General features: G+C 71.4%; 20 protein-coding genes. 6 read left to right on the top strand and 14 right to left on the bottom strand.

Annotation, left to right across the window (positions count from 1 at the left end; translation table 11 throughout):
- Nucleotides 1–16: 16 nt before the first annotated feature.
- The gene (locus tag AFR_RS33180; protein ID WP_084298482.1) at nucleotides 17–607 is read left to right on the top strand and encodes a response regulator; all 591 of its coding nucleotides are present in this window, start codon (nucleotides 17–19) and stop codon (nucleotides 605–607) included.
- Here the strand turns inward: AFR_RS33180 and AFR_RS33175 are convergent.
- From AFR_RS33175 to AFR_RS33160, 4 genes are all read right to left on the bottom strand, one after another.
- Nucleotides 604–2,109, bottom strand: a complete 1,506-nt coding sequence (locus tag AFR_RS33175) for a glycoside hydrolase family 130 protein (protein ID WP_023561200.1) — start codon at nucleotides 2,107–2,109, stop codon at nucleotides 604–606. The genes AFR_RS33180 and AFR_RS33175 overlap by 4 nt on opposite strands.
- On the bottom strand, nucleotides 2,106–3,188 hold the full coding sequence (locus tag AFR_RS33170; RefSeq protein WP_084298220.1) for a glycosyltransferase: 1,083 nt from the start codon (nucleotides 3,186–3,188) through the stop codon (nucleotides 2,106–2,108). The genes AFR_RS33175 and AFR_RS33170 overlap by 4 nt, the downstream gene beginning before the upstream one ends.
- Entirely contained in the window at nucleotides 3,185–4,336 is a 1,152-nt protein-coding gene (locus AFR_RS33165; RefSeq protein WP_023561198.1) for a glycosyltransferase, read from the bottom strand. The genes AFR_RS33170 and AFR_RS33165 overlap by 4 nt, the downstream gene beginning before the upstream one ends.
- 143 nt (nucleotides 4,337–4,479) lie before the next feature.
- Nucleotides 4,480–5,481 (bottom strand): glycosyltransferase family 4 protein, encoded by a 1,002-nt coding sequence (locus tag AFR_RS33160; protein WP_023561197.1) that lies wholly within the window; start codon nucleotides 5,479–5,481, stop codon nucleotides 4,480–4,482.
- Between the two features lie 61 nt (nucleotides 5,482–5,542).
- On the opposite strand from AFR_RS33160, the gene AFR_RS33155 reads away from it, so the two are divergent.
- A complete protein-coding gene (locus tag AFR_RS33155) occupies nucleotides 5,543–7,240 on the top strand; it encodes an alpha-glucosidase (RefSeq protein WP_023561196.1) in 1,698 nt (565 codons plus the stop codon).
- Here the strand turns inward: AFR_RS33155 and AFR_RS47180 are convergent.
- Together AFR_RS47180 and AFR_RS33150 are read right to left on the bottom strand one after the other, a co-directional pair.
- The gene (locus AFR_RS47180; RefSeq protein ID WP_023561195.1) at nucleotides 7,230–7,376 is read right to left on the bottom strand and encodes a hypothetical protein; all 147 of its coding nucleotides are present in this window, start codon (nucleotides 7,374–7,376) and stop codon (nucleotides 7,230–7,232) included. The genes AFR_RS33155 and AFR_RS47180 overlap by 11 nt on opposite strands.
- 60 nt (nucleotides 7,377–7,436) lie before the next feature.
- The gene (locus tag AFR_RS33150) at nucleotides 7,437–9,044 is read right to left on the bottom strand and encodes a CocE/NonD family hydrolase (RefSeq protein ID WP_023561194.1); all 1,608 of its coding nucleotides are present in this window, start codon (nucleotides 9,042–9,044) and stop codon (nucleotides 7,437–7,439) included.
- Nucleotides 9,045–9,097: 53 nt separating this feature from the next.
- Here AFR_RS33150 and AFR_RS33145 point away from each other — a divergent pair, with 53 nt between their 5' ends.
- Entirely contained in the window at nucleotides 9,098–9,742 is a 645-nt protein-coding gene (locus AFR_RS33145; RefSeq protein WP_052359527.1) for a TetR/AcrR family transcriptional regulator, read from the top strand.
- Here AFR_RS33145 and AFR_RS33140 read toward each other — a convergent pair.
- The gene (locus AFR_RS33140; RefSeq protein WP_023561192.1) at nucleotides 9,721–10,272 is read right to left on the bottom strand and encodes a TetR/AcrR family transcriptional regulator C-terminal domain-containing protein; all 552 of its coding nucleotides are present in this window, start codon (nucleotides 10,270–10,272) and stop codon (nucleotides 9,721–9,723) included. The genes AFR_RS33145 and AFR_RS33140 overlap by 22 nt on opposite strands.
- On the opposite strand from AFR_RS33140, the gene AFR_RS33135 reads away from it, so the two are divergent.
- Complete coding sequence (locus AFR_RS33135) at nucleotides 10,171–11,067, top strand: FAD-dependent monooxygenase (RefSeq protein WP_238547409.1); 897 nt, start codon at nucleotides 10,171–10,173, stop codon at nucleotides 11,065–11,067. The genes AFR_RS33140 and AFR_RS33135 overlap by 102 nt on opposite strands.
- Nucleotides 11,064–11,546, top strand: coding sequence for a TspO/MBR family protein (locus AFR_RS33130; RefSeq protein ID WP_023561190.1), 483 nt, complete (start codon nucleotides 11,064–11,066; stop codon nucleotides 11,544–11,546). Before AFR_RS33135 ends, AFR_RS33130 begins: the two co-directional genes overlap by 4 nt.
- Here AFR_RS33130 and AFR_RS33125 read toward each other — a convergent pair.
- The 6 genes from AFR_RS33125 to AFR_RS47530 form a co-directional block, all read right to left on the bottom strand.
- Nucleotides 11,539–12,066, bottom strand: a complete 528-nt coding sequence (locus AFR_RS33125) for an NUDIX domain-containing protein (protein ID WP_041843045.1) — start codon at nucleotides 12,064–12,066, stop codon at nucleotides 11,539–11,541. The genes AFR_RS33130 and AFR_RS33125 overlap by 8 nt on opposite strands.
- Nucleotides 12,039–13,286 (bottom strand): MFS transporter, encoded by a 1,248-nt coding sequence (locus AFR_RS33120; protein ID WP_023561188.1) that lies wholly within the window; start codon nucleotides 13,284–13,286, stop codon nucleotides 12,039–12,041. The genes AFR_RS33125 and AFR_RS33120 overlap by 28 nt, the downstream gene beginning before the upstream one ends.
- A gap of 1 nt (nucleotide 13,287) precedes the next feature.
- Entirely contained in the window at nucleotides 13,288–13,884 is a 597-nt protein-coding gene (locus AFR_RS33115; RefSeq protein ID WP_041841329.1) for a helix-turn-helix domain-containing protein, read from the bottom strand.
- Between the two features lie 61 nt (nucleotides 13,885–13,945).
- The gene (locus AFR_RS33110) at nucleotides 13,946–14,311 is read right to left on the bottom strand and encodes a VOC family protein (RefSeq protein WP_023561186.1); all 366 of its coding nucleotides are present in this window, start codon (nucleotides 14,309–14,311) and stop codon (nucleotides 13,946–13,948) included.
- Nucleotides 14,312–14,389: 78 nt separating this feature from the next.
- Complete coding sequence (locus tag AFR_RS33105; RefSeq protein WP_023561185.1) at nucleotides 14,390–16,771, bottom strand: ATP-binding protein; 2,382 nt, start codon at nucleotides 16,769–16,771, stop codon at nucleotides 14,390–14,392.
- 36 nt (nucleotides 16,772–16,807) lie between these two features.
- Nucleotides 16,808–17,032, bottom strand: coding sequence for a DUF5999 family protein (locus AFR_RS47530; RefSeq protein WP_041843043.1), 225 nt, complete (start codon nucleotides 17,030–17,032; stop codon nucleotides 16,808–16,810).
- 160 nt (nucleotides 17,033–17,192) lie between these two features.
- On the opposite strand from AFR_RS47530, the gene AFR_RS33095 reads away from it, so the two are divergent.
- On the top strand, nucleotides 17,193–17,801 hold the full coding sequence (locus tag AFR_RS33095) for a sigma factor-like helix-turn-helix DNA-binding protein (RefSeq protein WP_023561183.1): 609 nt from the start codon (nucleotides 17,193–17,195) through the stop codon (nucleotides 17,799–17,801).
- On the opposite strand, the gene AFR_RS33090 is transcribed toward AFR_RS33095, so the two are convergent.
- Nucleotides 17,789–19,876, bottom strand: a complete 2,088-nt coding sequence (locus AFR_RS33090) for an N-acetylmuramoyl-L-alanine amidase (RefSeq protein ID WP_023561182.1) — start codon at nucleotides 19,874–19,876, stop codon at nucleotides 17,789–17,791. The genes AFR_RS33095 and AFR_RS33090 overlap by 13 nt on opposite strands.
- Between the last annotated feature and the right edge of the window lie 134 nt (nucleotides 19,877–20,010).

The raw sequence follows: 20,010 nt of genomic DNA, 5'->3' as shown, positions 1-20,010 counted from the left end.
CCGCGCGGGGCTGACCATGATGCTGGGCGCGTTCGACGGCATCGAGGTGGCCGGTTCGGCCTCCGACGGCACCGAGGTCGCCGCGGCGGTCAACACCCACCGGCCGGACGTGGTGCTGATGGACATCCGGATGCCGGGGATGGACGGGCTGACCGCCACCGAGACGCTGCGGGCCCGCCGGGATCCCCCCGAGGTGATCGTGCTGACCACCTTCGACACCGACGCCCACGTGCTGCGGGCGATGCGGGCCGGTGCCAGCGGCTTCCTGCTCAAACACACGCCGCCCGTCGAGATCGCCCGGGCCGTACGCAGGGTGGCGGCGGGTGAGCCGATGATGTCGCCCGAGGTGCTGCGCCGGATGATGACCTTCGTCGCGGCGGCGGGGGCCGATCCCGGTCGTGAGCGGGCCCGTGCGGCCCTGAGCCGGCTCAGCCCCGGGGAACGTGAGGTCGCGCTGCTCGTGGCGCAGGGCCGCACCAATCAGGAGATCGGTACGGCCCTACGGATGAGCACGGCGACGGTCAAGGCGTACGTGTCCCGGATCCTCACCAAACTGGAGCTGACGAACCGCGTCCAGGTGGCGCTCCTCGTGCACGACGCTCGTTAGGCGACGGGCACCATCGCGTCGAGCAGTTTGTCCAGCGAGATGCTGGCGAAGCCGACCCGGACGTCACTCGCGCCGTACGGCAACCAGAAGCGCCCGGCGTGCACGACACCGCCGCAGGAGTAGACGACGTTGGGGACGTAGCCCTCGCGCTCGATCTCGTCGGGTTCCAGCAGGCCGTGGGGCAGGTCGGCCAGGACACGTTCCGGGTTGTCGAGGTCGAGGAGCATCGCGCCGATGGCGTACCGGCGCATCGGGCCGACGCCGTGGGTCAGGACGAGCCAGCCCGCGGTGGTCTCCACCGGTGAGCCGCAGTTGCCCACCTGGATCAGGTCCCAGCCGCGGTGCGGCATGAGCAGCGGCACCGCGTCCTGCCAGCGGTTCTGCTCGTCGCGAGTGCTCAGGCCGAGCGTCTCGCCGTCGGACCGGCACAGGGCGAGGTGCCGCCCGCCGACCGGTCGCGGGAAGAGCGCCATGCCCTTGTTGCGGGCCGCCGGTCCCCGCAGCGCGGTCACCTCGAAGTGCCGCAGGTCGCGGGTGTGCATCATCCGGCCACCGATGTGCCGTCCGTCGTACGCGGTGTAGGTGGCGTGGTAGGCCACGCGCCCGTCCGCCTCCTCGACCTGCACGAAGCGGGCGTCCTCCATGCCGTTGCTCTCGGCCGGTGTGGCCGGCCAGAGCACCCGCTCGTGCAGCGGCACCGTGGCCGGGAAGGTCACGGCGTAGTCGCTGGCCACGATGCGCCGGATGGCCTCGAGGGTCTCGTTCGCGGTCGGCCGGGCGAGCAGCTCGCCGGGCAGGTGACCGAGCACGTCCTCGAACTCGTCGTCGTCGTAGCGTTCGGGCAGCGAGGACAGCACGGTGGCGGTGATCTCGTTGTCCAGGTCCTCCTCGGCCAGACCGGCGGCGAGCAGGTCACGCTGGTGCTTGGCGCCGACCCGCTGGCCGATCATCAGGGGTCCGTCGCGGTCCTCGAGCCGGATCGTCTCGTCCGGACCGAGGATCGCCGAGCAGAAGCCGACCGAGGAGATGTGACCTTCGCCGATCTGGCGCAGGCTGATCGCGGTCCGCAGTTCCCCGGGGGCCAGCCCGCTCTGATCGGGGTGCGGAACCATCGACGGGTTGCACAGCGCCGCGGCCTCGACGGAGAACTCGTGGCTGAAGTACGCGCCGATCAGTGCCCGGGCGCTCGGCGACAGCTCGATGTCCGGCGGCACCCGGTGGTGCACCAGGTCGTAGTGGTGCTGGAAGGTCGCGCAGATGTCGTGGTGGCGCCCGGAGAAGCGTGCCAGCACGTCGTCGAGCAGCCGGGTGATCTCGTCCTCGTCGAGCTGCAGGATCCGCTCGATGATCGACGAGGCGCGGTTCTGGCCCAGCTGGGCGTCCTCGCCGGGCACGAACAGCTTGATGACGACCCGCCGGCCGTCGGGCTGCATCGTCAGCGCGTGCCGCAGAGCGAGTGAGGTCGTCCGGACGTCGGTGTGGGGGTCCAGCGTTGCGGTCATGGGAGTCCGCCTGACGGTCGGGTCGCGCTCCTGCTCGCCAGCGCGCGTGCGTGCTGCAACGTGGAGACGAGCGCGAGGGTGGATTCGGCGCCTTGATTCAGATTAGGTCCATCCGGGGTCAATCCGTCATATCCACCACCGGTCAGGGGGTCGTACATGACGGCGCCGGAGTCGTTGTCGCCCAGGAACCAGGCGATGGACTGGAACAGCGGGGCGTCCCAGCGGTCGTCCCCGGTGACCAGGGCCGCCGTCGCGCACGCGTCGGCGGTCGCTGCTGCCTCGATCGGCTGCTGGTCGTGGCGGTGCTTGGGGACGTCCGGCCGCCAGCCGCCGACCGGGACGGTGGAGAGGTGGCCGTGGTGCTCCTGCATGCGGCACAGCCAGGTGAGCATCCGCAGCCCGTCGGCCAGCAGCGGCTCGTCGCCGAGCAGGTCACCGGCGTGGATGAGCACCTCGGCCAGCGCCGGGTTCGCGTAGGTCAGCTCGCGTTCCGGCCAGGTCCACTCCGGATCGGTGCCGGGCAGGCCGATGACCGTGGCCGCGTCACCGAGCAGGGACGCCGCGGTGCCGGACCGGGGATCGGCGCGCAGCACCTCGGCCGCGCCCAGCCCGGCGAAGGCCATCGCCCGCGGCCAGGGTGACCGCTGCCGGGCCGCGAGGCCGAACGCCTCCCGGGCCTCGGCCCGGATCCACGCCACCGGGCAGCGGGCCGCCGCGGTGCCCAGACCCCAGACGGCCCGTCCCCACCAGTCGCCGAGGCTGGGCTCGTCGTGCCAGACCCGGTCGTAGCCCATGCGGTTGCGGCAGGTGCCGTCGGGTGCGAGGGCGTGAGTGAGGAAGGCCAGGTAACGCTCGGCCAGCCCGCAGACCAGCGCGGTCGGTTGCGGTTCCCGGGCGACGACGAGCAGGCCGCGGGACACGTCGTCCACGCAGTACCCGTGCTCGCGCCGCGGGATCGCGTTACGGGCGTGCTCGAGGAGCCCGGTGTCGTCGGAGAGCCGGGCGATCTGCGCCCAGTTGGGCTCGGGCGCGTCGACCAGACGGATCGGTGGCGGCACCAGCCGCAACGTGTGGCTCACGCGGGAACGGAGGTGGTGACGGGCGTGCGGTCCCGGACCAGCCGCGCGGCCAGCGACTGGTAGCGCGCGGCCACCGCGGGCCAGCGCAGGGTCGGTCCGCCGGCCAGGCCGGTCAGGTGGTTCGCCACGTCCGGCGCCGCGAGGAGGTGGCGGATGGCAGCGGCCATCGCCTCCGGGTCCTGATGCGGCACCAGCAGCCCTGGGCCGTCGGCCAGCAGCTCCACGGCGTGCGGGAACTCCGTCGCCACCACCGGTACGCCCGCACCGACCGCCTCGATCAGGACGCCGGACGTGACCTGCTCCGTCGAGTCGTACGGGAGGACCACCACGTCGGCCGAGCGGATCAGCCGGCTGAGTGTCGCCTGGTCGTGGTAGACGTCGTCCCACCGGATTTGGGCGGTGACGCCGAGCTCGGCCGCGAGATCCTGCAACGACTCCCGGTAGACGTCGCCGTGGTGCTCGAGCACCTTCGGGTGCGTCCGCCCGGCGACGGTGTAGGTCGGCATGGGCTGCAGGTCGGTCAGCAGGGCGAGGGACCGCAGCGCCCACTCGACACCCTTGCCGGGCCCGAGCAGACCCCACGTGAGCAGGTGCGGGATGTCGTGCGCCTCGCGCGGCGCGCTGGAGTGGCTGCCGGCGCCGTGCGGGATGACGGTGACCTTGCGGGCGTCGACGCGGTAGCCGTCGGTCAGGCGCTGCCGCGCGGTGTCGGTCATGGTCACGACCGCGTCGGCCGCGGCGACGATCTTCTCGAGGACGCGGCGCTGCATCGGCGAGGGTGTGCTCAGCACGGTGTGCAGCACCACGATCTTGGGCACCTTGACCGCCCGCAGCAGCGGCAGCACCTCGTCGCCGTCCGCGCCGGGGTAGATGCCGTACTCGTGCTGCACCACGGCGACGTCGAAGCGGTTGAGCGTGTTGGCCGCGGCCACCCAGCCACCGGAGTTGTCCGTGTGCCAGGTGTGCACGACCCGTGGCGCCGTCGGGTCGACCTCCAGGCCACCCCCGGCCGCGTCGGCGGAGAGCAGCCGGACCACACCGCTGCCGGGCGTACCGCCGGTCAGGTGGCTGGCGAGCGCCGCGTTGAACGTCGCCAGGCCGCATTGCGTGGGGGGATAGGTGCTCAGGAAGCCGTACGTGGCGGGCATGACAGGCCTTTCTGATCAGGCGGCTGCCTCCCCGCAGCACGGACCGGCGCGCGCGGGCATGGAGCGTGAGCGCACGCTTCAGCTATTCAGTGGCACATAAAATGCCGCAATTCGGTAATAGAACATTAACAAGAACGGCCTATTCACCTGACCAATTCGCGGTAAATCTGCAGGTAGTCGTCGACCATCCGGTCCGCGCCGAACCGTGATCGGGCGCGGGCCCGGCAGGCTGCCCGGTCCAGCGCGCCGATGCCCGCCACGGCCGCGACCGCCTGATCCACGTCCTCGGCCAGCCGCCCGGTCACCCCGTCGTCGACGACCTCGGCCATCGAGCCCTTCCGGTACGCGACCACGGGCGTCCCGCAGATCATCGACTCGACCACGGACAACCCGAACGGCTCGGCGAACAGGATCGGGTGCAGCAGGGCCGCGCTCCCGCCGAGGATCCGCGCCCGGTCGGCGGGCCCGACCGAGCCGAGGTAGACCACCCGGTCGCCGTCGATGTGCGGCTCGACCTGCTCGGCGAAGTAGCGCTGGTCCTGCACGATGCCGCACAGCGTCAGCCGGCGCCCGGCCCGGCGGGCGATCTCGATGGCGGTGTGTGTGCCCTTGTCCGGGTGGATGCGCCCGAAGCAGACCAGGTCGTCACCGCCGTCCGGATCGAACGGCAGCCCCTCGACGTCGACACCGTGGTAGACCGTGGCCAGGTAGTCCAGGTCGGGGGAGCGGTCGGCGTCCGAGATCGACACGAAGTGCGACCGCGCCCGCCGGTACGCGGGCAGGATGTTCTGCCCCGAGAAGCCGTGCACGGTCGTCAGCAGCGGCGCCTTGCAGTGCGCGGAGAACGCCAGCGGCAACCAGTCGATGTGGTTGTGCACGAGGTCGAAGTCGCCGGACCGCTCGAGCGCGTACGCGACGTGCAGCGCCTCCCACACCCGGCCGTCGATCTCGGGTGTGTCCTCGTAGCCGCTGGGGCAGACACCGTCGAGGGCCGCCTTGGTGACCGAGTCGAGGGTCGCGAAGAGTGTCACGTCGACACCGCGGGCGGTCAGGCCCTCGGCGAGCAGGCTGGTGATCAGCTCCCAGGGGCCGTAGTGGACCGGCGGTGTGCGCCAGGCGATCGGTCCGAGCAGGGCGACCTTCATGAGGCTCAGTATGAAAGTGGAACGGGGGTTTCGTGCGGGGTTCCCGTGTTAAAGAGTGACTATGGAGAACCCCTGGTGGCACAGCGCAGTCGTTTACCAGATCTACCCCCGCAGTTTCGCCGACGCCGATGGTGACGGCATGGGCGACCTTCGCGGCATCATCGATCACCTCGACCACATCGCGGGTCTCGGCGTCGACGTGATCTGGTTGTCGCCGGTCTATCCGTCCCCGCAGGACGACAACGGCTACGACATCAGCAACTACCAGGACATCGAGCCCGTCTTCGGTACGCTCGCCGATTTCGACGAGTTGCTCACCGGCGTCCACGAGCGGGGCATGAAGCTGGTGATGGACCTGGTGGTCAACCACAGCTCGGACGAGCATCCGTGGTTCGTGGAGAGCCGGACGGGCAAGGACAGCCCCAAGCGGGACTGGTACTGGTGGCGGCCGGCCCGCGAGGGCATGGAACCGGGCACCCCGGGCGCGGAGCCGACCAACTGGGGTTCGGTCTTCGGGGGCTCGGCCTGGGAGTACGACCCGGTCAGCCAGGAGTACTTCCTGCACATCTTCAGCCGCAAGCAGCCGGACCTCAACTGGGAGAATCCCGCGGTCCGCGAAGCGGTCTACGAGATGATGAACTGGTGGCTGGACCGGGGTGTGGACGGCTTCCGGATGGACGTCATCGACCACATCTCCAAGGACGTGTCCCTGCCCGACGGTGTGCTGCGGCCGGGCTCGATCTACGGCGACGGCGGCCCGTTCTGGCTGAACGGCCCGCGTAACCACGAGTTCCTGCACGAGATGTACCAGCGGGTCTTCGAGGGACGCGACGCGCTGCTGACGGTCGGGGAGACACCGGGCGCCACGGTCGAGGAGGCGCTGCTCTACACCGACCCGGCGCGGCAGGAAGTCAACATGATCTTCCAGTTCGACCACGTGTGGGCCGACCGCGGTGCCGACCCGTGGCTGCTCTACCCGTTGCAGCTGACCAAGCTCAAGGGCATCTTCGGGCGCTGGCAGGCCGGTCTGGCCGAGGTCGGCTGGAACAGCCTCTACTGGAACAACCACGACCAGCCGCGGGTCGTCTCGCGCTTCGGCGACGACAGCCCCGAATACCGCGAACGCTCAGCGAAGATGCTCGGCGCCGTCCTGCACCTGCACCGCGGTACGCCGTACGTCTACCAGGGTGAGGAGCTCGGCATGACCAACGCGCCGTTCGCCTCCATCGAGGACTTCCGCGACATCGAGGCACTCGGCCACTACGCGCAGGCCGTCAGCCAGGAAGGCCGCTCTCCCGAGGATGTGCTCACCGTGCTGCGGGCCCGCAGCCGGGACAACGCGCGGACGCCGATGCAGTGGGACACCTCGCCGCAGGCCGGCTTCACGACCGGCACACCGTGGCTGGCGGTCAACCCGAACTACCCGGAGATCAACGCGGCCGCGGCGGTGAAGGACCCGGACTCGGTCTACCACTTCTACCGCAAGCTGATCGCGCTGCGGCACGAGGAGCCGGCCGTCGTGCACGGCGACTTCACCATGCTGCTGCCGCACGACGAGCGGCTCTACGCCTTCACCCGCAGCCTCGGTGGCACGACGCTGCTGGTCATCGGCAACTTCTCCGGCGAGACGGTCCGGGCCGAGATCGACGATGCCGCGGCGTGGGCGGGAGCGGAACTGCTCCTCACCAACACCGCGGCACCGGAAGACCTGACGCTTGCACCGTGGCAGGCCGTCATCTATCGCCGGGTCAGCCCGTGATCGTGTCCCAGGAGAAGGCCAGCAGCGCGAAGGCCGCGCCGAGCAGCGCCAGCGAGATGCCGCGCGTACCGATCGGCAGGGCCGCGAGCACGAGCAGGATGACAGCGATCAGGTAAAGGATGCCCTGGATGCCCATCGGAGTTCCTCAATTCTGTGGGGGGTAGCGGCGACGCAGGTACCCCAAGATCGAGGAGCGTCAAACCACGGGAAGCACCACAGCCGAGGGACGTACCGAATCGTGATGCACCGTCGTGCGGGTGGCGACCATCCGCACGGCGGTGCCGAGCGGCTCACCCGTGCCGTAATTGCGGACGAACCGCGGGTGCGCACCCCCGCTGACCTGCAGGCGAATCCGGTGACCGGCGGCAAACCGGTGTCCTGCGGCGCCGAGCACCACCCGCACCGGATCGGCGTCGGCGTGGTCCGGGGTCAGCCGGACGAACCCGTCGCAGACGTTCACCGACCGGTCGGCCGGGTCCACGTCGCAGACCCGCACGAACAGGTCGAAGTGGCCGGTGCTGCCCGACGCGTAGAGCTCGGCGGTGGGCGTACCCATGATCTCCAGGGCCTCGGGCAACGGCCCGGTGGTGAAGGTCCGGACGTCGGCCCGCGCCTCCAGGGGCTTGTTGTCGCGGGCGCCCTGCGTGCGCGACTGCAGCTGGCCGGCGAACGACGGCGTGGGATTCTTCGGGTCGTAGTCGAAGCTCGTCGTGCCGCCGGCGAGCTCACCCAGCTCGCCGCCCGGACGCAGATGCAGCCGCAGATCGGTGCTCGGTGGCGGCCAGACGGGCAGCTCGCGCCACTCGTCACCGATGTGGACGCGGACGCGCGTGGTCCGCTCGCCCTCGCCGAGCAGGTGGACCCGCAGATGCTCCAGCGCGTCGGGGAAGAGCTCGGACCAGCCCCGGTCGAACGCCGACGTGTGTGTCCACGGGCCGATCATCAGCGTCGGTTCCTGCCCGGCGGCGCGCAGCCGGGCGTACTGGGTGAGGGTCTGTTCGAGGGTGAGGTCGTGCCAGCCGCTGACCAGGCTCACCGGCACGGTCATGCGGTCCGCCGCCGGGCCGGCGTCCGATCCGGACCAGAACAGATCGTCCTGGTACGGGTGACGCACCCAGTCCTCGAACTCCTGCCGCCGCCCCCCGAACGCGCGGCGGTAGGAGTCGAGGAGCGGCACGCCGCGGATCGCACGCCGCAGGTGCACGGCGAGCCGCAGCAGGGCCCGCAGGTAGGTCGCCTGCCCGGCGGCCTGGTTGAAGAACGCGACCCCGCTGACCAGGCTCAGCTCGAGTCGCAGGGCACCCGCTCCGTCGGGATAGAAGCCCTGGTAGAAGTCGTGCGCGGCGACCTGCACGATGGCGGCACGCCACTCCGGCGGCGGGTCGAGCCCGAGCGACCACTGGACGTAGCTGAGATAACTCATGCCGATCGTCCCGAAGGCGCCCGGGAACCAGTCCTGCTTGCGCAGCCAGTCGACCGTGGCCTGCCCGTCGGTCGCCTCGTTACGCCACAGGTGGAAGTCGCCGCCCGAACCGCCGGTGCCGCGGGTGCTCTGCAGGATCACGCGGAAGCCCTGCGCGGCGAAGCTGGAGCCGAAGAGCGAGTTGAAGGGGAACCCGCGGCCGTAGGCACTGCGCACCAGCAGCACCGGCCAGGGCCCGTCACCGACCGGCACGTAGTGGTCGGCGAGCAGGACGGTGCCGTCGTAGGCGGGCACCTCGACATCGTGGTCCCACCGGACGTCATAGGGTGCGGCTGCCGCGCGGCGACGCAGCAGCCGGAGGAAAAATGGCAGTCGTTCCATGAGCCGACCCCTTTCCCGTACGTTGTACTGAAAATAGCACCCCGGAGGTACCCGTGCCCAGAGGCCGTCCACCCGCGCGTACCCGGCCGCAGGTTGTTGCGGCCGCGATCACCGTCGCCGACGCGGAAGGACTCGACGCGCTCACGATGCGGCGACTGGCCGCCGAACTCGGTGCGGGCGTCATGTCGCTCTACACCTACGTGCGCGACAAGGAGGAGCTGCTCGACCTGATGATCGAGCAGGTCAGCGACCCGGGACACGAGCTGGACGACGCCGATCTGCTCGGCCTGACAACCTGGCAGCGCGCCCTGATGCTGCGGCACCCGTGGATCCCCGAGGCCCTGCCCAACCGGCAGCTCAGCGGACCCAACATGCTCGGCTTCCTCGAACGCGGGCTGGCCGCGCTGTCCGGCACCGGACTCCCCGGCCCGGCCAAGATGGAGATCCTCGCGCTGCTGACCGGCTTCGTCGCCAGCTACGTGACCAACGAGCTGGCCCAGGCCCGCATCGGCGTCACCGACTCCGAACGGGTGCGGGAACACGTCGACCGGCTGCGCACGGCCGCGACGAGCGGCGACTACCCCGAGCTGGCCAAGGTCCTGAGCCAGGGTGTCTCGGGACCACCACCGAGCTTCGAGGGCATCGCCGAACGGATGATCGCCGGTCTGGTCACCGGTCAGCCGAGCCCGTCCACATAGAGGTCCAGCCCGTCGAGCAGGCGGGCCAGACCGAAGCGGACCAGAAAATCCAGATCCAGGTCGAAGGTGTCGGCGTCGGCCAGCTCCCGTAGGTGCGGCAGCGTCAGCGTCTCGACCGGGGACTCCTGCGTCTCCAGCCACTCCCCGGCGCTCAGCCCGGTCTCGCGGACCGCTGCCGCCTCCGGCTCCAGGGCGCTCGCCACCCCGCGGACAAAGCTGACCAGCATGATGTGGACGTAGAGCCGCTCGTGCCGGCTCAGCCGGGTGCCGGACAGCGCATCGAGCACCCACTCGACAAACCGGAGACCGTTCGGCGCGGGCTGCGGCCGGGTCAGGATGAGTAGCTCGTCCTTGCCCGGCACGTGCCGGTAGACCGACATCGTCGCCACACCGAGATCGCTCGCCACCCTCCGCATCGACAGGCCGAGCTGGAGATCCTCCGTGGAGACCTGGCCGCGATCCTGCGCGGGAGCTCCGGTGCCGAGGAGCGCTTCGGTGACCGGATCGTCGCACTGGCCCAGGACGACCACGGCGTGGACGTGACCTTCGCGAGCGGCCCCACGGAACGCTTCGACGTGGTGGTCGGGGCCGACGGGGTGCACTCCGGTGTGCGGGCGCTGGCGTTCGGGCCGGAGCGGGACTTCGTCCGGCACCTGGGGGCGTACGGCGGCTACTTCACCGTGCCCGACCCCGGCGACCTGGACCACTGGTTCCTGATGCACAACGCCACCGGCGGGCGGGTGGCAGGGATCCGGCCCGGCCGGGACGGCACCGCGGTCGTGTCGCTGACGGTCACCTCGCCGCCCGCCCGGGTCGGCCGGGAGGAGCTCACCGCGAGGATGGCAGGGGCCGGCTGGCGGGTGCCCGAGCTGCTGACCGGTCTGGCCGGTGCGACCGACTTCTTCGTCGACTCGATCAGCCAGGTCCGCGTCGAGCGGTGGGCGCGCGGCCGGATCGTCCTGCTGGGCGATGCCGGCTGGTGCGGGTCGCCGCTGGCCGGGCAGGGGACCAGTCTTGCTCTTGTCGGTGCGTACGTGCTGGCCGGCGAACTGGCCGCGCGGCCGGACGACCCGGAGGCGGCGTTCGCGGCGTACCAGCGGGAGCTGAACGACCATGTGGCCGCAGGGGTCCGGATGCCGCCGGGCGGGGTGCGGATGTTCGCGCCGCGGTCCGCGGCGATGATCGCGGCCCGGGCCTGGTCGATGCGGATGATGACGCGGGCGCCGTTGCGCTCCGTCCTGGCCCGCCGGTTCGGCCGGGCGGACCGGCTCCGGCTGAAGGGCTACGTTAGGTCCGTTTCCGGTCCGGGTATTCCCCGGTCATGACCAGTCACGTACTGCCTCGGAGCCGCTCGTCCTGGTGGGGTCTGATCCCGTTCGCCGTTGCTGTCGCGGTGGCCGCCCTGATCGGCGGGCTCGGAGTCGCGGGTACGGCATCGGAGTACCAGAGCCTGGAGCAGCCGTCCTGGGCGCCGCCGTCGTGGCTGTTCGGACCCGTCTGGACCACCCTGTACGCGATGATCGCCGTCGCCGGCTGGCTGGTCTGGCGGCGTACCGGCTGGACCACCGCCCTGAACGTCTACGCCGTGCAGCTCGTCCTGAACGCCGTGTGGACGCCGATCTTCTTCGGCTTCGGGCGGTACGGGCTGGCACTCGTCGACATCGTGGTGCTGTGGTTGCTGATCGGCGTGACGATCTACCTCTTCCGCCCGATCTCACGCCCGGCGGCCTGGCTGCTCGTGCCGTACTGGGCGTGGGTCACCTTCGCCACAGCCCTGAACGCTGCCATCTGGCACCTCAACTGACGGCGGTCTTCTTCAGGAAGCGCCCCAGGTGGGGGTCGAAGCGGGCGGGATCGGCGGCCGCGATCTCGGCCCGGGTCCACCAGCGCACGCCGGCGAACTCGCCCTCGTCCACGGTGAGCGGCTCGTCGCGGCTGACGTCGGCGGGGAACCACAGGCTCACGTCGGTGTGCCCGGCGTCGAGGCCGACCGTCACGGTCACGGTGAGGAAGACCGGCGTCGCCGCCGCACCCGTGACGCCGAGCTCCTCCTCGAGCTCGCGCGCGGCGGTCACGGCCGGGTCCTCGCCGGGATCGACGTGACCACCCGGTGGCAGCCACAGCTGGGCGTTGCGGTGATCCACCAGCAGGACGGCGTCTCCGTCCATCGGCACGACGTAGGAGACCAGGTGTTTTGGCGGCGTCGCCGGCTTGACCCGGCGGTAGATGTCGTCGGTGGACTCCAGCCAGGCCAGGGTGTCGGCGACGTGCCGGGCCTCCAGGTCGTCGGACGGGGTCAGCGAGGCGATGAGGTCACGAGGCACTCGCCGATGGTCTCAGGTGCCCGCGGCAGCTTCCGCAGGACCAGCACCCCGGCCGCGGTGTAGGCGACACCCTGCACCACGATCACCGGCAGGATCCCGAGTCGTTCGGCCAGCGCGCCCGCGGCGATCGTGCCGATCAGCATCGCGAGCCCGTCGACGGCCACCGTGGCACCCCAGACCCGGCCTCGGTGATCGTCGCCGGTCGCCAGCTGGAAGGCGGTCATCGCCCCCGCGACCATGAACGCACAGGGCACCCCGACAACCGCGATGATCACCACGGCGGGCCACAGAGCGTCGGTCGCCAGGGGGTAGAGGAACAGCACGAGGTCGAGGAGCCCGAAGGTCGCCGCACCCCAGCCGAACATCAGCCGCGGTGGGAAGCGGTGGCCGACCGTCGTCACGAACAATCCGGCCCCGATGCCTCCGACGGCCTGGGCGGACATGATGATCCCGAACGCCCGGGCGTCGCCTCCGAGCACGTCGCGGACGAAGGGGGCCAGCAGCGTCCCGAGGATCGCCTCGCCGATGCCGGTGATCAGGGTGAAGGCGAGGAACACCCGCAGGGTGGTGCTGCCGGTGGCGATCCGCAGCCCGTCGGCCCACTCGCGCAGTACGTGCGGACGCTCGCCCGATCGCGGCGCCAGGCGGGCGCGGATCCGGAGGATCAGGGCCGCGGCCAGCAGGAACGTGACCCCGTCGACGATGCTCAGCAGGGCGATCCCGCCCGACGCGACGATCACGCCGCCCAGCGCCGCCCCGATCAGGCGGGCGACGTCGCGGATCTGAGCGTTGAGCGAGTTCACGGTGACCAGCTGGTCCTCGGGCACGACCGAGGGCACCAGCGCCGCCTCGGCTGACGCGAAGAACGGTGCCAGACAGCTCTGCACCGCGATCACCAAGTAGACGACCCAGGCCTGGCCGGTGTCCTGCACCACGAGCAGGGGCAGCAGTGCCGCGGCCATCAGCAGGTTGGTCACGGCCATGGTCCGCCGCCGGTCCCACCGGTCGACGTAGACACCCGCGACCGAACCCAGCAGGAGCTGGGGGACCAGTGACGCCAGGACCGCGGCCGCCGACGCGAGGGTGGACCCGGTCAGCACGTAGATCTGGTACGCGATCCCCGTCCGCAGGATCCAGTCCCCGATCAGTGAGATCAGGTTGGCGCCGAGCAGCAGTCGAAGGTCGCTGTTCCCGCTGACCACGGTCCACAGTCGCCGCACGTCAGCCGCCCGAGTCCGTGGGCCGCAGGGGCGCAGCGACCAGGGTGAAGTTGACGGGCTTGACCCCGGGGCCCCGCTTGGACGCGTCGCCGAGCGGACGCCGGGCGGCCAGCTCCGAGGTGAGGGCGTGCCAGGCCCGGGTGAGCTCGGCGAACTCCTCGACCGTCAGGTAGAGCAGGCTCTGCGCCACCCCGGAGTGCTCGGACCACTCCGGATCCTCGTCGGCGCGACGCTGCTGCCAGTCGGCGAGCTGCACCACCGCCTGCTCGGCCACGTACCGGTCGAGCAGTTCGGCGGACTCCTGGCCCTCCTGGGAGTTGTCACCCACGAAGTCGTTCGACGTCGCGGTGATCTGCCACGGCCGTTCGCGGTTGTCGCCGGCGCTGCCGCGCTCGACGTAGCCGTACTTGGCGAGCTGCCGCAGGTGGTGGGAGGCGAGTGCCTGGCTGACGCCGAGCTGGCGGGCGGCGTCAGCCGCGGTGAGCTGCCCCTCCCGCCCGACCAGGCCCCACAGCTTCAACCGGAGCGGATGGGCGAGGGCGCGCAGTGCCAGCGGATCGGTGACGACCCGCCGCGCCGGATTAGACTCCAAAGACATGCTTGGAGTCTGCGCCGCATCGCTCCACGATGTCAAGCAAGTGCTTGGAATGGACGAAGGGTCAGGAACGCAGGCAGATGTCGAACGGGTGGCCGGCCGGGTCGAGCAGCACCCGCCAGCGGTCCGGGGTCGGCTGCTCCGACGGCTTGGTGGCGCCCAGCGCCAGGGCCTGCTCCTCGGCCTTGTCCAGGTCGTCGACGTAGAAGTCCAGGTGGTAGCGCTTCGGGGTGGTTTCGCCGGGCCAGCCGGGTGCGGAGTAACCGGGGACCTGGCCGAAGCCGATGCTGGTCGAGCCGTCGCCGATCATGGCGTACTCGGCCGTGCTGTGCAGAACGTCCCAGCCCAGCACCTGTGAGTAGAACGTGGCCAGGGCGGCCGGGTCCTCGGCGTCGAGGTTGAGCATGGCCAGGGAAGCGAAGCCGGGCATGGTGGAGCCTTTCGGAGGTGGGCGGCGCCCTTCGCCGCCTGCACCCCTGATTCAAGCGCAGAAGACTGACATCTCCTGTCAGGTATCCCGCTGCGTTGCCAGCCAGCCGGCCACCTGAGCGCGAGAGGTGAACCCGAGCTTGCTCAGGATGTTCTCCACGTGGCCCTCCGCGGTGCGCTGGGCCACCACCAGCCGGGCCGCGATCTCGCGGTTGCTCAGGCCCGCCGCGATCAGCGTGACGACCTCCCGTTCGCGGCGGGTCAAGCCCAGGTCGACCAGCCGGGCCTCGGTGACCTCGGGGGCCGCGGCGGGCGGGGCGGCGGGCGGGGAGACACGCTGGCCGGGCACGGCGGCGCGGCCGGATCGTTCCAGGGCGAGCGCCACCGCCTCGGCCGTGGTCAGCTCGGCGCCGCGCCGGAACGCGGCGTCGAAGGCGCGGTCACCCAGGCGGGCGCGGATCTGCGACATCGACTCGTCGTGGAAGTCGTGCAGGCTGCGGAACGACGACAGAGACGCGTGCATCGCCCGCCACATGCGCTCCGACGCGCCGAGCAGCTGGGCCGCCCGCTGGTCGCGGTGCTCACTGCCGGCCACCCAGCCCAGCGACTCCAGCGACAGCCCGACACCGAACTGCTCGTCCTCGACGAGCTTGCCGACCTCCAGGCTCTCCTTGGCCGCCACCGCGGCGCCGGCCGTGTCACCGGCCCGCCAGCGCAGCACGCTCAGCGCCCACATCGCAAACGACCGCCACCAGACCTCACCGGAGGCCGCCGCCAGGTCGCGGCAGGCCATCAGATCCGGATAACCCCTGGTGGGATCGTCGGTGGCCAGACCGCGGGCCAGCCCGAGGACCGCGAGGGTCCACATCTCGCCGCTGAGCGAATGCAGCTCCCGGAAGCCGGTCAGCGCCTGCTCGAAGAGCGGCAGCGCCCGCGCCTGGTCACCGCCGAACATCGCGATGTTGCCCTCGACCACCGGAATGAACGCCCGCTCCGGGGACGGCGGCAGCGTCGCGGCCAGCGCCTTGGCGTCGGCCAGCAGCGCCTCGGCCCGGTCCCGGTCACCCTGCACGCAGGCGATCCACGAGGCCACCCGCAGCGCCTTCACCCGCGTCCAGTGCCGCGGAGGGGGCAGCGCGAGTGCCCGGTCCAGCCAGTGCCGGCCCTCGGAGAGGAACCCCCGGACGAACCAGTGGTTCTGCAGGTCGGCGGCGAACCGCAGCGCCCGCTCCGGCGGGCCCTCGCTCACGGCGTACTCCAGGGCGACCCGGAGATTGGCCTGCTCGTGGCGGAGCTTCAGCATCAGCGCGGCCTGGTCGGGACTCACCCAGTGCGCATCCCCGTACGCGGCCAGATCGGCGAACCAGTCGCAGTGCCTCCGCGCGATCGCGGGGTGTTCACCCGCACCACCGAGCCGTGCCGCGCCGTACTCGCGGACGACCTCGAGCATCTTGTAGCGCGCCCGGGCGCCGTCGCCGGTGCGGGAGATGACGGACTTGTCGACCAGCGACGCGATGAGGTCCAGGATCGCCTCCGCCGGGAGGGTGTCGTCGGCGCAGACCTGCTCCGCGGCGTCGAGCTCGAAGCCGCCCGAGAAGACCGACAGCCGTGACCACAGGACCCGTTCCTGCTCGGAGCAGAGGTCCCAGCTCCAGTCGATCAGCGCACGGAGGGTCTGCTGGCGGGCCGGTGCGTTGCGGGCGCCCGCGGTCAGCAGGCGATAACGGTCGGTCAGGCGTTCGAGGATCTGGTCCAGGGAGAGCACCCGGAGCCGGGCCACGGCCAGCTCGATCGCCAGCGGCATGCCCTCGAGCGCCTGGCACAGCGCGGTGATCGTGGAGCAGTTGGCGTCCGTGACCGTGAAGCCGGGCAGCACCGCGGTCGCGCGTTCGACGAGCAGGCTGGCCGACTCGTACCGGGACAGGTCCGCGGGGGTGCAGTCGACGTCGGGCTCCGGCACCGACAGCGGGTGCACGGTCAGCGTGGCCTCACCCGTGATCCGCAGCGCCTGCCTGCTCGTGACCAGGATCCGCAGGCGGGGACAGGCGCGGAGCAGGGTCTCGGTGAGATCGGCGCAGGCGCCGACGAGGTGCTCGCAGTTGTCGAGGATCAGCAGCGCCTGCTTGCCCGCCAGGAAGCCGGCCAGGCCCGGCGCGTCCGGGCTGACCGACTCCTCGCGGACACCGAGCGCCTCGGCCACGGTCACCGCGACCAGGTCGGGATCACGCAGCTCGGCCAGTTCGACGAGCCACACACCGTCGGGGAAGGCGCGGCGCAGCTCCAGTCCGGCCCGCTGCGCGAGCCGGGTCTTGCCGACACCGCCGGCGCCGGTCAGAGTGACCAGCCGGCTGGTGGAGAGCATGCGCCGGACGCCGGTCATCTCCTGCCGCCGGCCGACGAAGCTGGTCACCTCGGCGGGCAGGTTGCCGAGGGAACCGCGCGCGGTCGTGGCGGTGCTCATAGGAGCACGGTAGTGGTTGTGACCTCGGAAAGCGGGTTACCGGACGCCGGTGGCGGTCCTGGGCCGGCTCTTCAGAGCCACTCCGGCACCCGGCCGAGGGGCGACAGCGCGCCCGTCCGGCAACAGTTCACCGGTGTCGTCGAAGGTCACCACGCCGTTGCAGAGAAGGCTCCACCCCTGCTCAGGATGGGTAGCCACCACCCGGGCAGCGTCGTGGTCGGTCTGGGCCGCCCCGGGACAGGGCGGTACGTGCACGCACAACATCTGTTCCTCCTGCGACCAAGAGTTCGTCGCAGCCCGGACGGGGGACACGGGAGAACTACCCGACTCTTACCCGGGTACCCGATCGTGCGTACTTCTCCCGTGTCCGGGGGCGTCCGGGTGGATCACCATGGAGGCCGGGCAACGGAGAGGAGCACACATGGGCCGCCACGCGGCCGACCGGCCGGGAAACCTGCCGCTGCACGCCGACCTGTTCTCACCGACTCCGGGCAGTGCCGCCGAGCGGGCCGCGCAGTCCCGCGCCGCCGCGGCGTTCGAGACTCTGGTGGGACCACACCGGGAAGCGGTCGCCGACTACGTGCACCGGCTGACCGGCGGCGACGAGGCACTGGCCGGAAGTGTGCTCAAGGAGACCTTCTACCGCGCCGCTCAGGACCCGGCCCGCTACCCCCAGCGTGCGTCCGGGGTCCGTCCGTGGCTCGTGCTCACTGCCCGCACGGTGCTGCGCGACGGTGAGCGGTTCGCCCCGGCCGGGCACGACGATCGGCCCCCCGCCGTCGTGCCCGCCCGGGGCCCGCAGGCCGCGACGACGATCGCCGGCGCCATGGACGATCTCGCCTCGGCCCACCGGGACGTCCTGGTCGAGCTCTTCTACCGCGGTGTCTCGCTCGAGGAGGCCGCCGCCGTCCGCGGTGTGCCCGTCGAGGAACTCAAGTCGCGGCTCTACTTCGCCATGCGGTCCCTGCGGGTCGTGCTCGATCAGCACCTGGCCGACCGGCACGACCCGGGGACCGGTTACCGCAGGTAGACCAGGCCGTCGGCGATGATGCCGGGCCGGCCCGCGGTGCCCTCGACCTCGATCTTCACGGTGTGCCGGTCGCTGTCGTTCCACGAGCGGGTCCAGACCGCGCGCTTGTTCAGCGTCTGCGGCGAGCGCAGATCGATCATCCCGGCCGGCTCGCCGTCCACGAAGATCTGCACCCGGCCCGAGACCGCCGTGCGGCTCACCGCCAGCGACGCCGATCGGCCGGTGAAGGACCAGCTCAGCGACGAGTTCGCGGCCGTGCTCCGCAACGCTTCGCCGCCCAGGTAGGCGTCGCCGCTCAGCGTGCTCCAGGTCCCGCTCCGGTCGGCCAGGGCCTCCGAGGCGACCACCGGGGTACGCGTGACAGCAGTCGATCGCACGTTCCCCGCCCGGTCGGTGGCCTTCAGCGCGTACGTCGTGTCGGTGCTGGGCGGGACCGAACCGGCCCACGCCGTGGTCGCGGCGCCGAAGGTCGCGGTCACCGGGCTGGTCAGCGACACACCGCTGAGCCCGCCGGCGTCGGCCGCGGCCCAGCGCAGCCGCACGGGCACGATGCCGTTCAGGGAGCCGGTCCGCAGCAGCACACTGGGCCCGCTGGTGAACTCCGGCAGCGTCTTGTCCACGACCACCGGCACGCTCAGGTTGGCCATCCGCCCGTTCAGCGCAACCGCGCGCAGGCGCAGGATGTGCCGTCCCTCGGCAAGTCGCAGCAGCTCGTTGCGGTGCGCGCTGGGCGCCGAGGCCGTCAGTTCGCCGTCGACGAGGACGTCGAAGCGGTTGAGCAGCGAACTCGGTGTCGTCGTCCGCCAGAACGGCCGGAGGGTGCCCCGCGTGTAGAGGGTGTCACCGACCTTGGTCGCGCCGTTCACCTTGGCCAGCGTGAAGTCCGCCGGGCCCGCCGACGCGATGCTGCGGATCGAGCCGAGCTGGGCGTACAGGGTGGTGCCGGGGCACTCGGTCTGGCCCGTGTCGCGGTGGCCGGAGATCCGGTTCAACATCGCGCGGCTGCCCTTGGCGTACCGGTCACTGCCGCTCGAGATCAGCCCGACCCGGCCGGCCGGGGTGTTCCCGTACGCACCGAGCTTGTACGCCGCGACCTGCGCGATCACCCGCTTGACGGCCGCCGGGACCGCACGCCCGGAGTAGTTGCCGAGCACCGCGATCGCGCTGCTGCGCGCGTTGAAGCCCAGCGTGTGCGCGCCGAGCACCGGCCGCGTCACGCCGCCCTTGCGCCCCTCGAAGAGCGTGCCGCACTTGTCGACCAGGAAGTTGTACCCGATGTCGTCCCAGTGGTTGCTCTTCACGTGGTACGCCTCGATGCTGCGGATGATCGCGGCCGAGTCGGAGCAGCGGTAACTGTTGGTGCCGGCGGTGTGGTGCACGAAGACGACCTGCACGTCGGTCGTGTACTCCGGGGTGCCCTTGACGATCGCCTCGTTCGCACCCCAGCCCGCCCGGCTGACCAGCTCGGGGGTGGGCCGCGGCGGTGTGGCGACCCGCGGTGCCCGGGCCGGTGCCGCGTACGCCGCCGGGGTGGTCAGCGGTCCGGGCGTACCCGGGTTGATCAGGTCCAGGCGCAGGCCGGGGGGCAGCGGCCGGGTGCGGCCCGCGTCGGCCGCCATCCGGGCCTCGACACCGTCGGACTCGCCCACCCACAGCGGGTCGGTGCTGCCGCGGGCGTCGTCCGCGTCGCGGGAGCCGGGCTCGGCGGGGGAGGCCTCGTCGGACTCCAGCGCCTGCCAGCCGGTCCAGGCGCCGTCGGCGGCCCGCCGGGTCCGGATCTCGACCGTGCCGTCGAGCACCACGCGCGGATCGGCCCAGGTGGCGCCGACGAGGGCGAACCGCCCGGTGGTGCGCTGTGGCACCACCCGGGCGCCCGCGGCCGACTCGGCCCGCAGGCTGCCGGGTGCCGAGAACGACCGGCCGGTCGGCGACGATCCGGCCACCGGGGCCAGGTCGAGTGTCTGCAGGGTCGGCGCGGCCGGCGCGATCGGCTCTCCGGCCGCGGCGTCACCCTCGCTCGCCAGGACGGCGACCGCGCCGCTCAGGGCAACCGCGGTGCCGAGCACCGTGGCCATGACTCGTCTGTGCGTCTTCTCCACGCGTTTCCCCCCGCGAAAGCCACCGGACTGGGCCAGATCAGGATGAAACGTACGCGTCCCTGATGTGCCAGGTTGGGGTTTCCCGTGACGCCGGTCACGTAGCTCCGCTC

It is taken from the genome of Amorphoplanes friuliensis DSM 7358, from assembly GCF_000494755.1.
Lineage (GTDB): Bacteria > Actinomycetota > Actinomycetes > Mycobacteriales > Micromonosporaceae > Actinoplanes > Actinoplanes friuliensis.
This window is presented reverse-complemented; position numbering and strand designations above follow the sequence as displayed.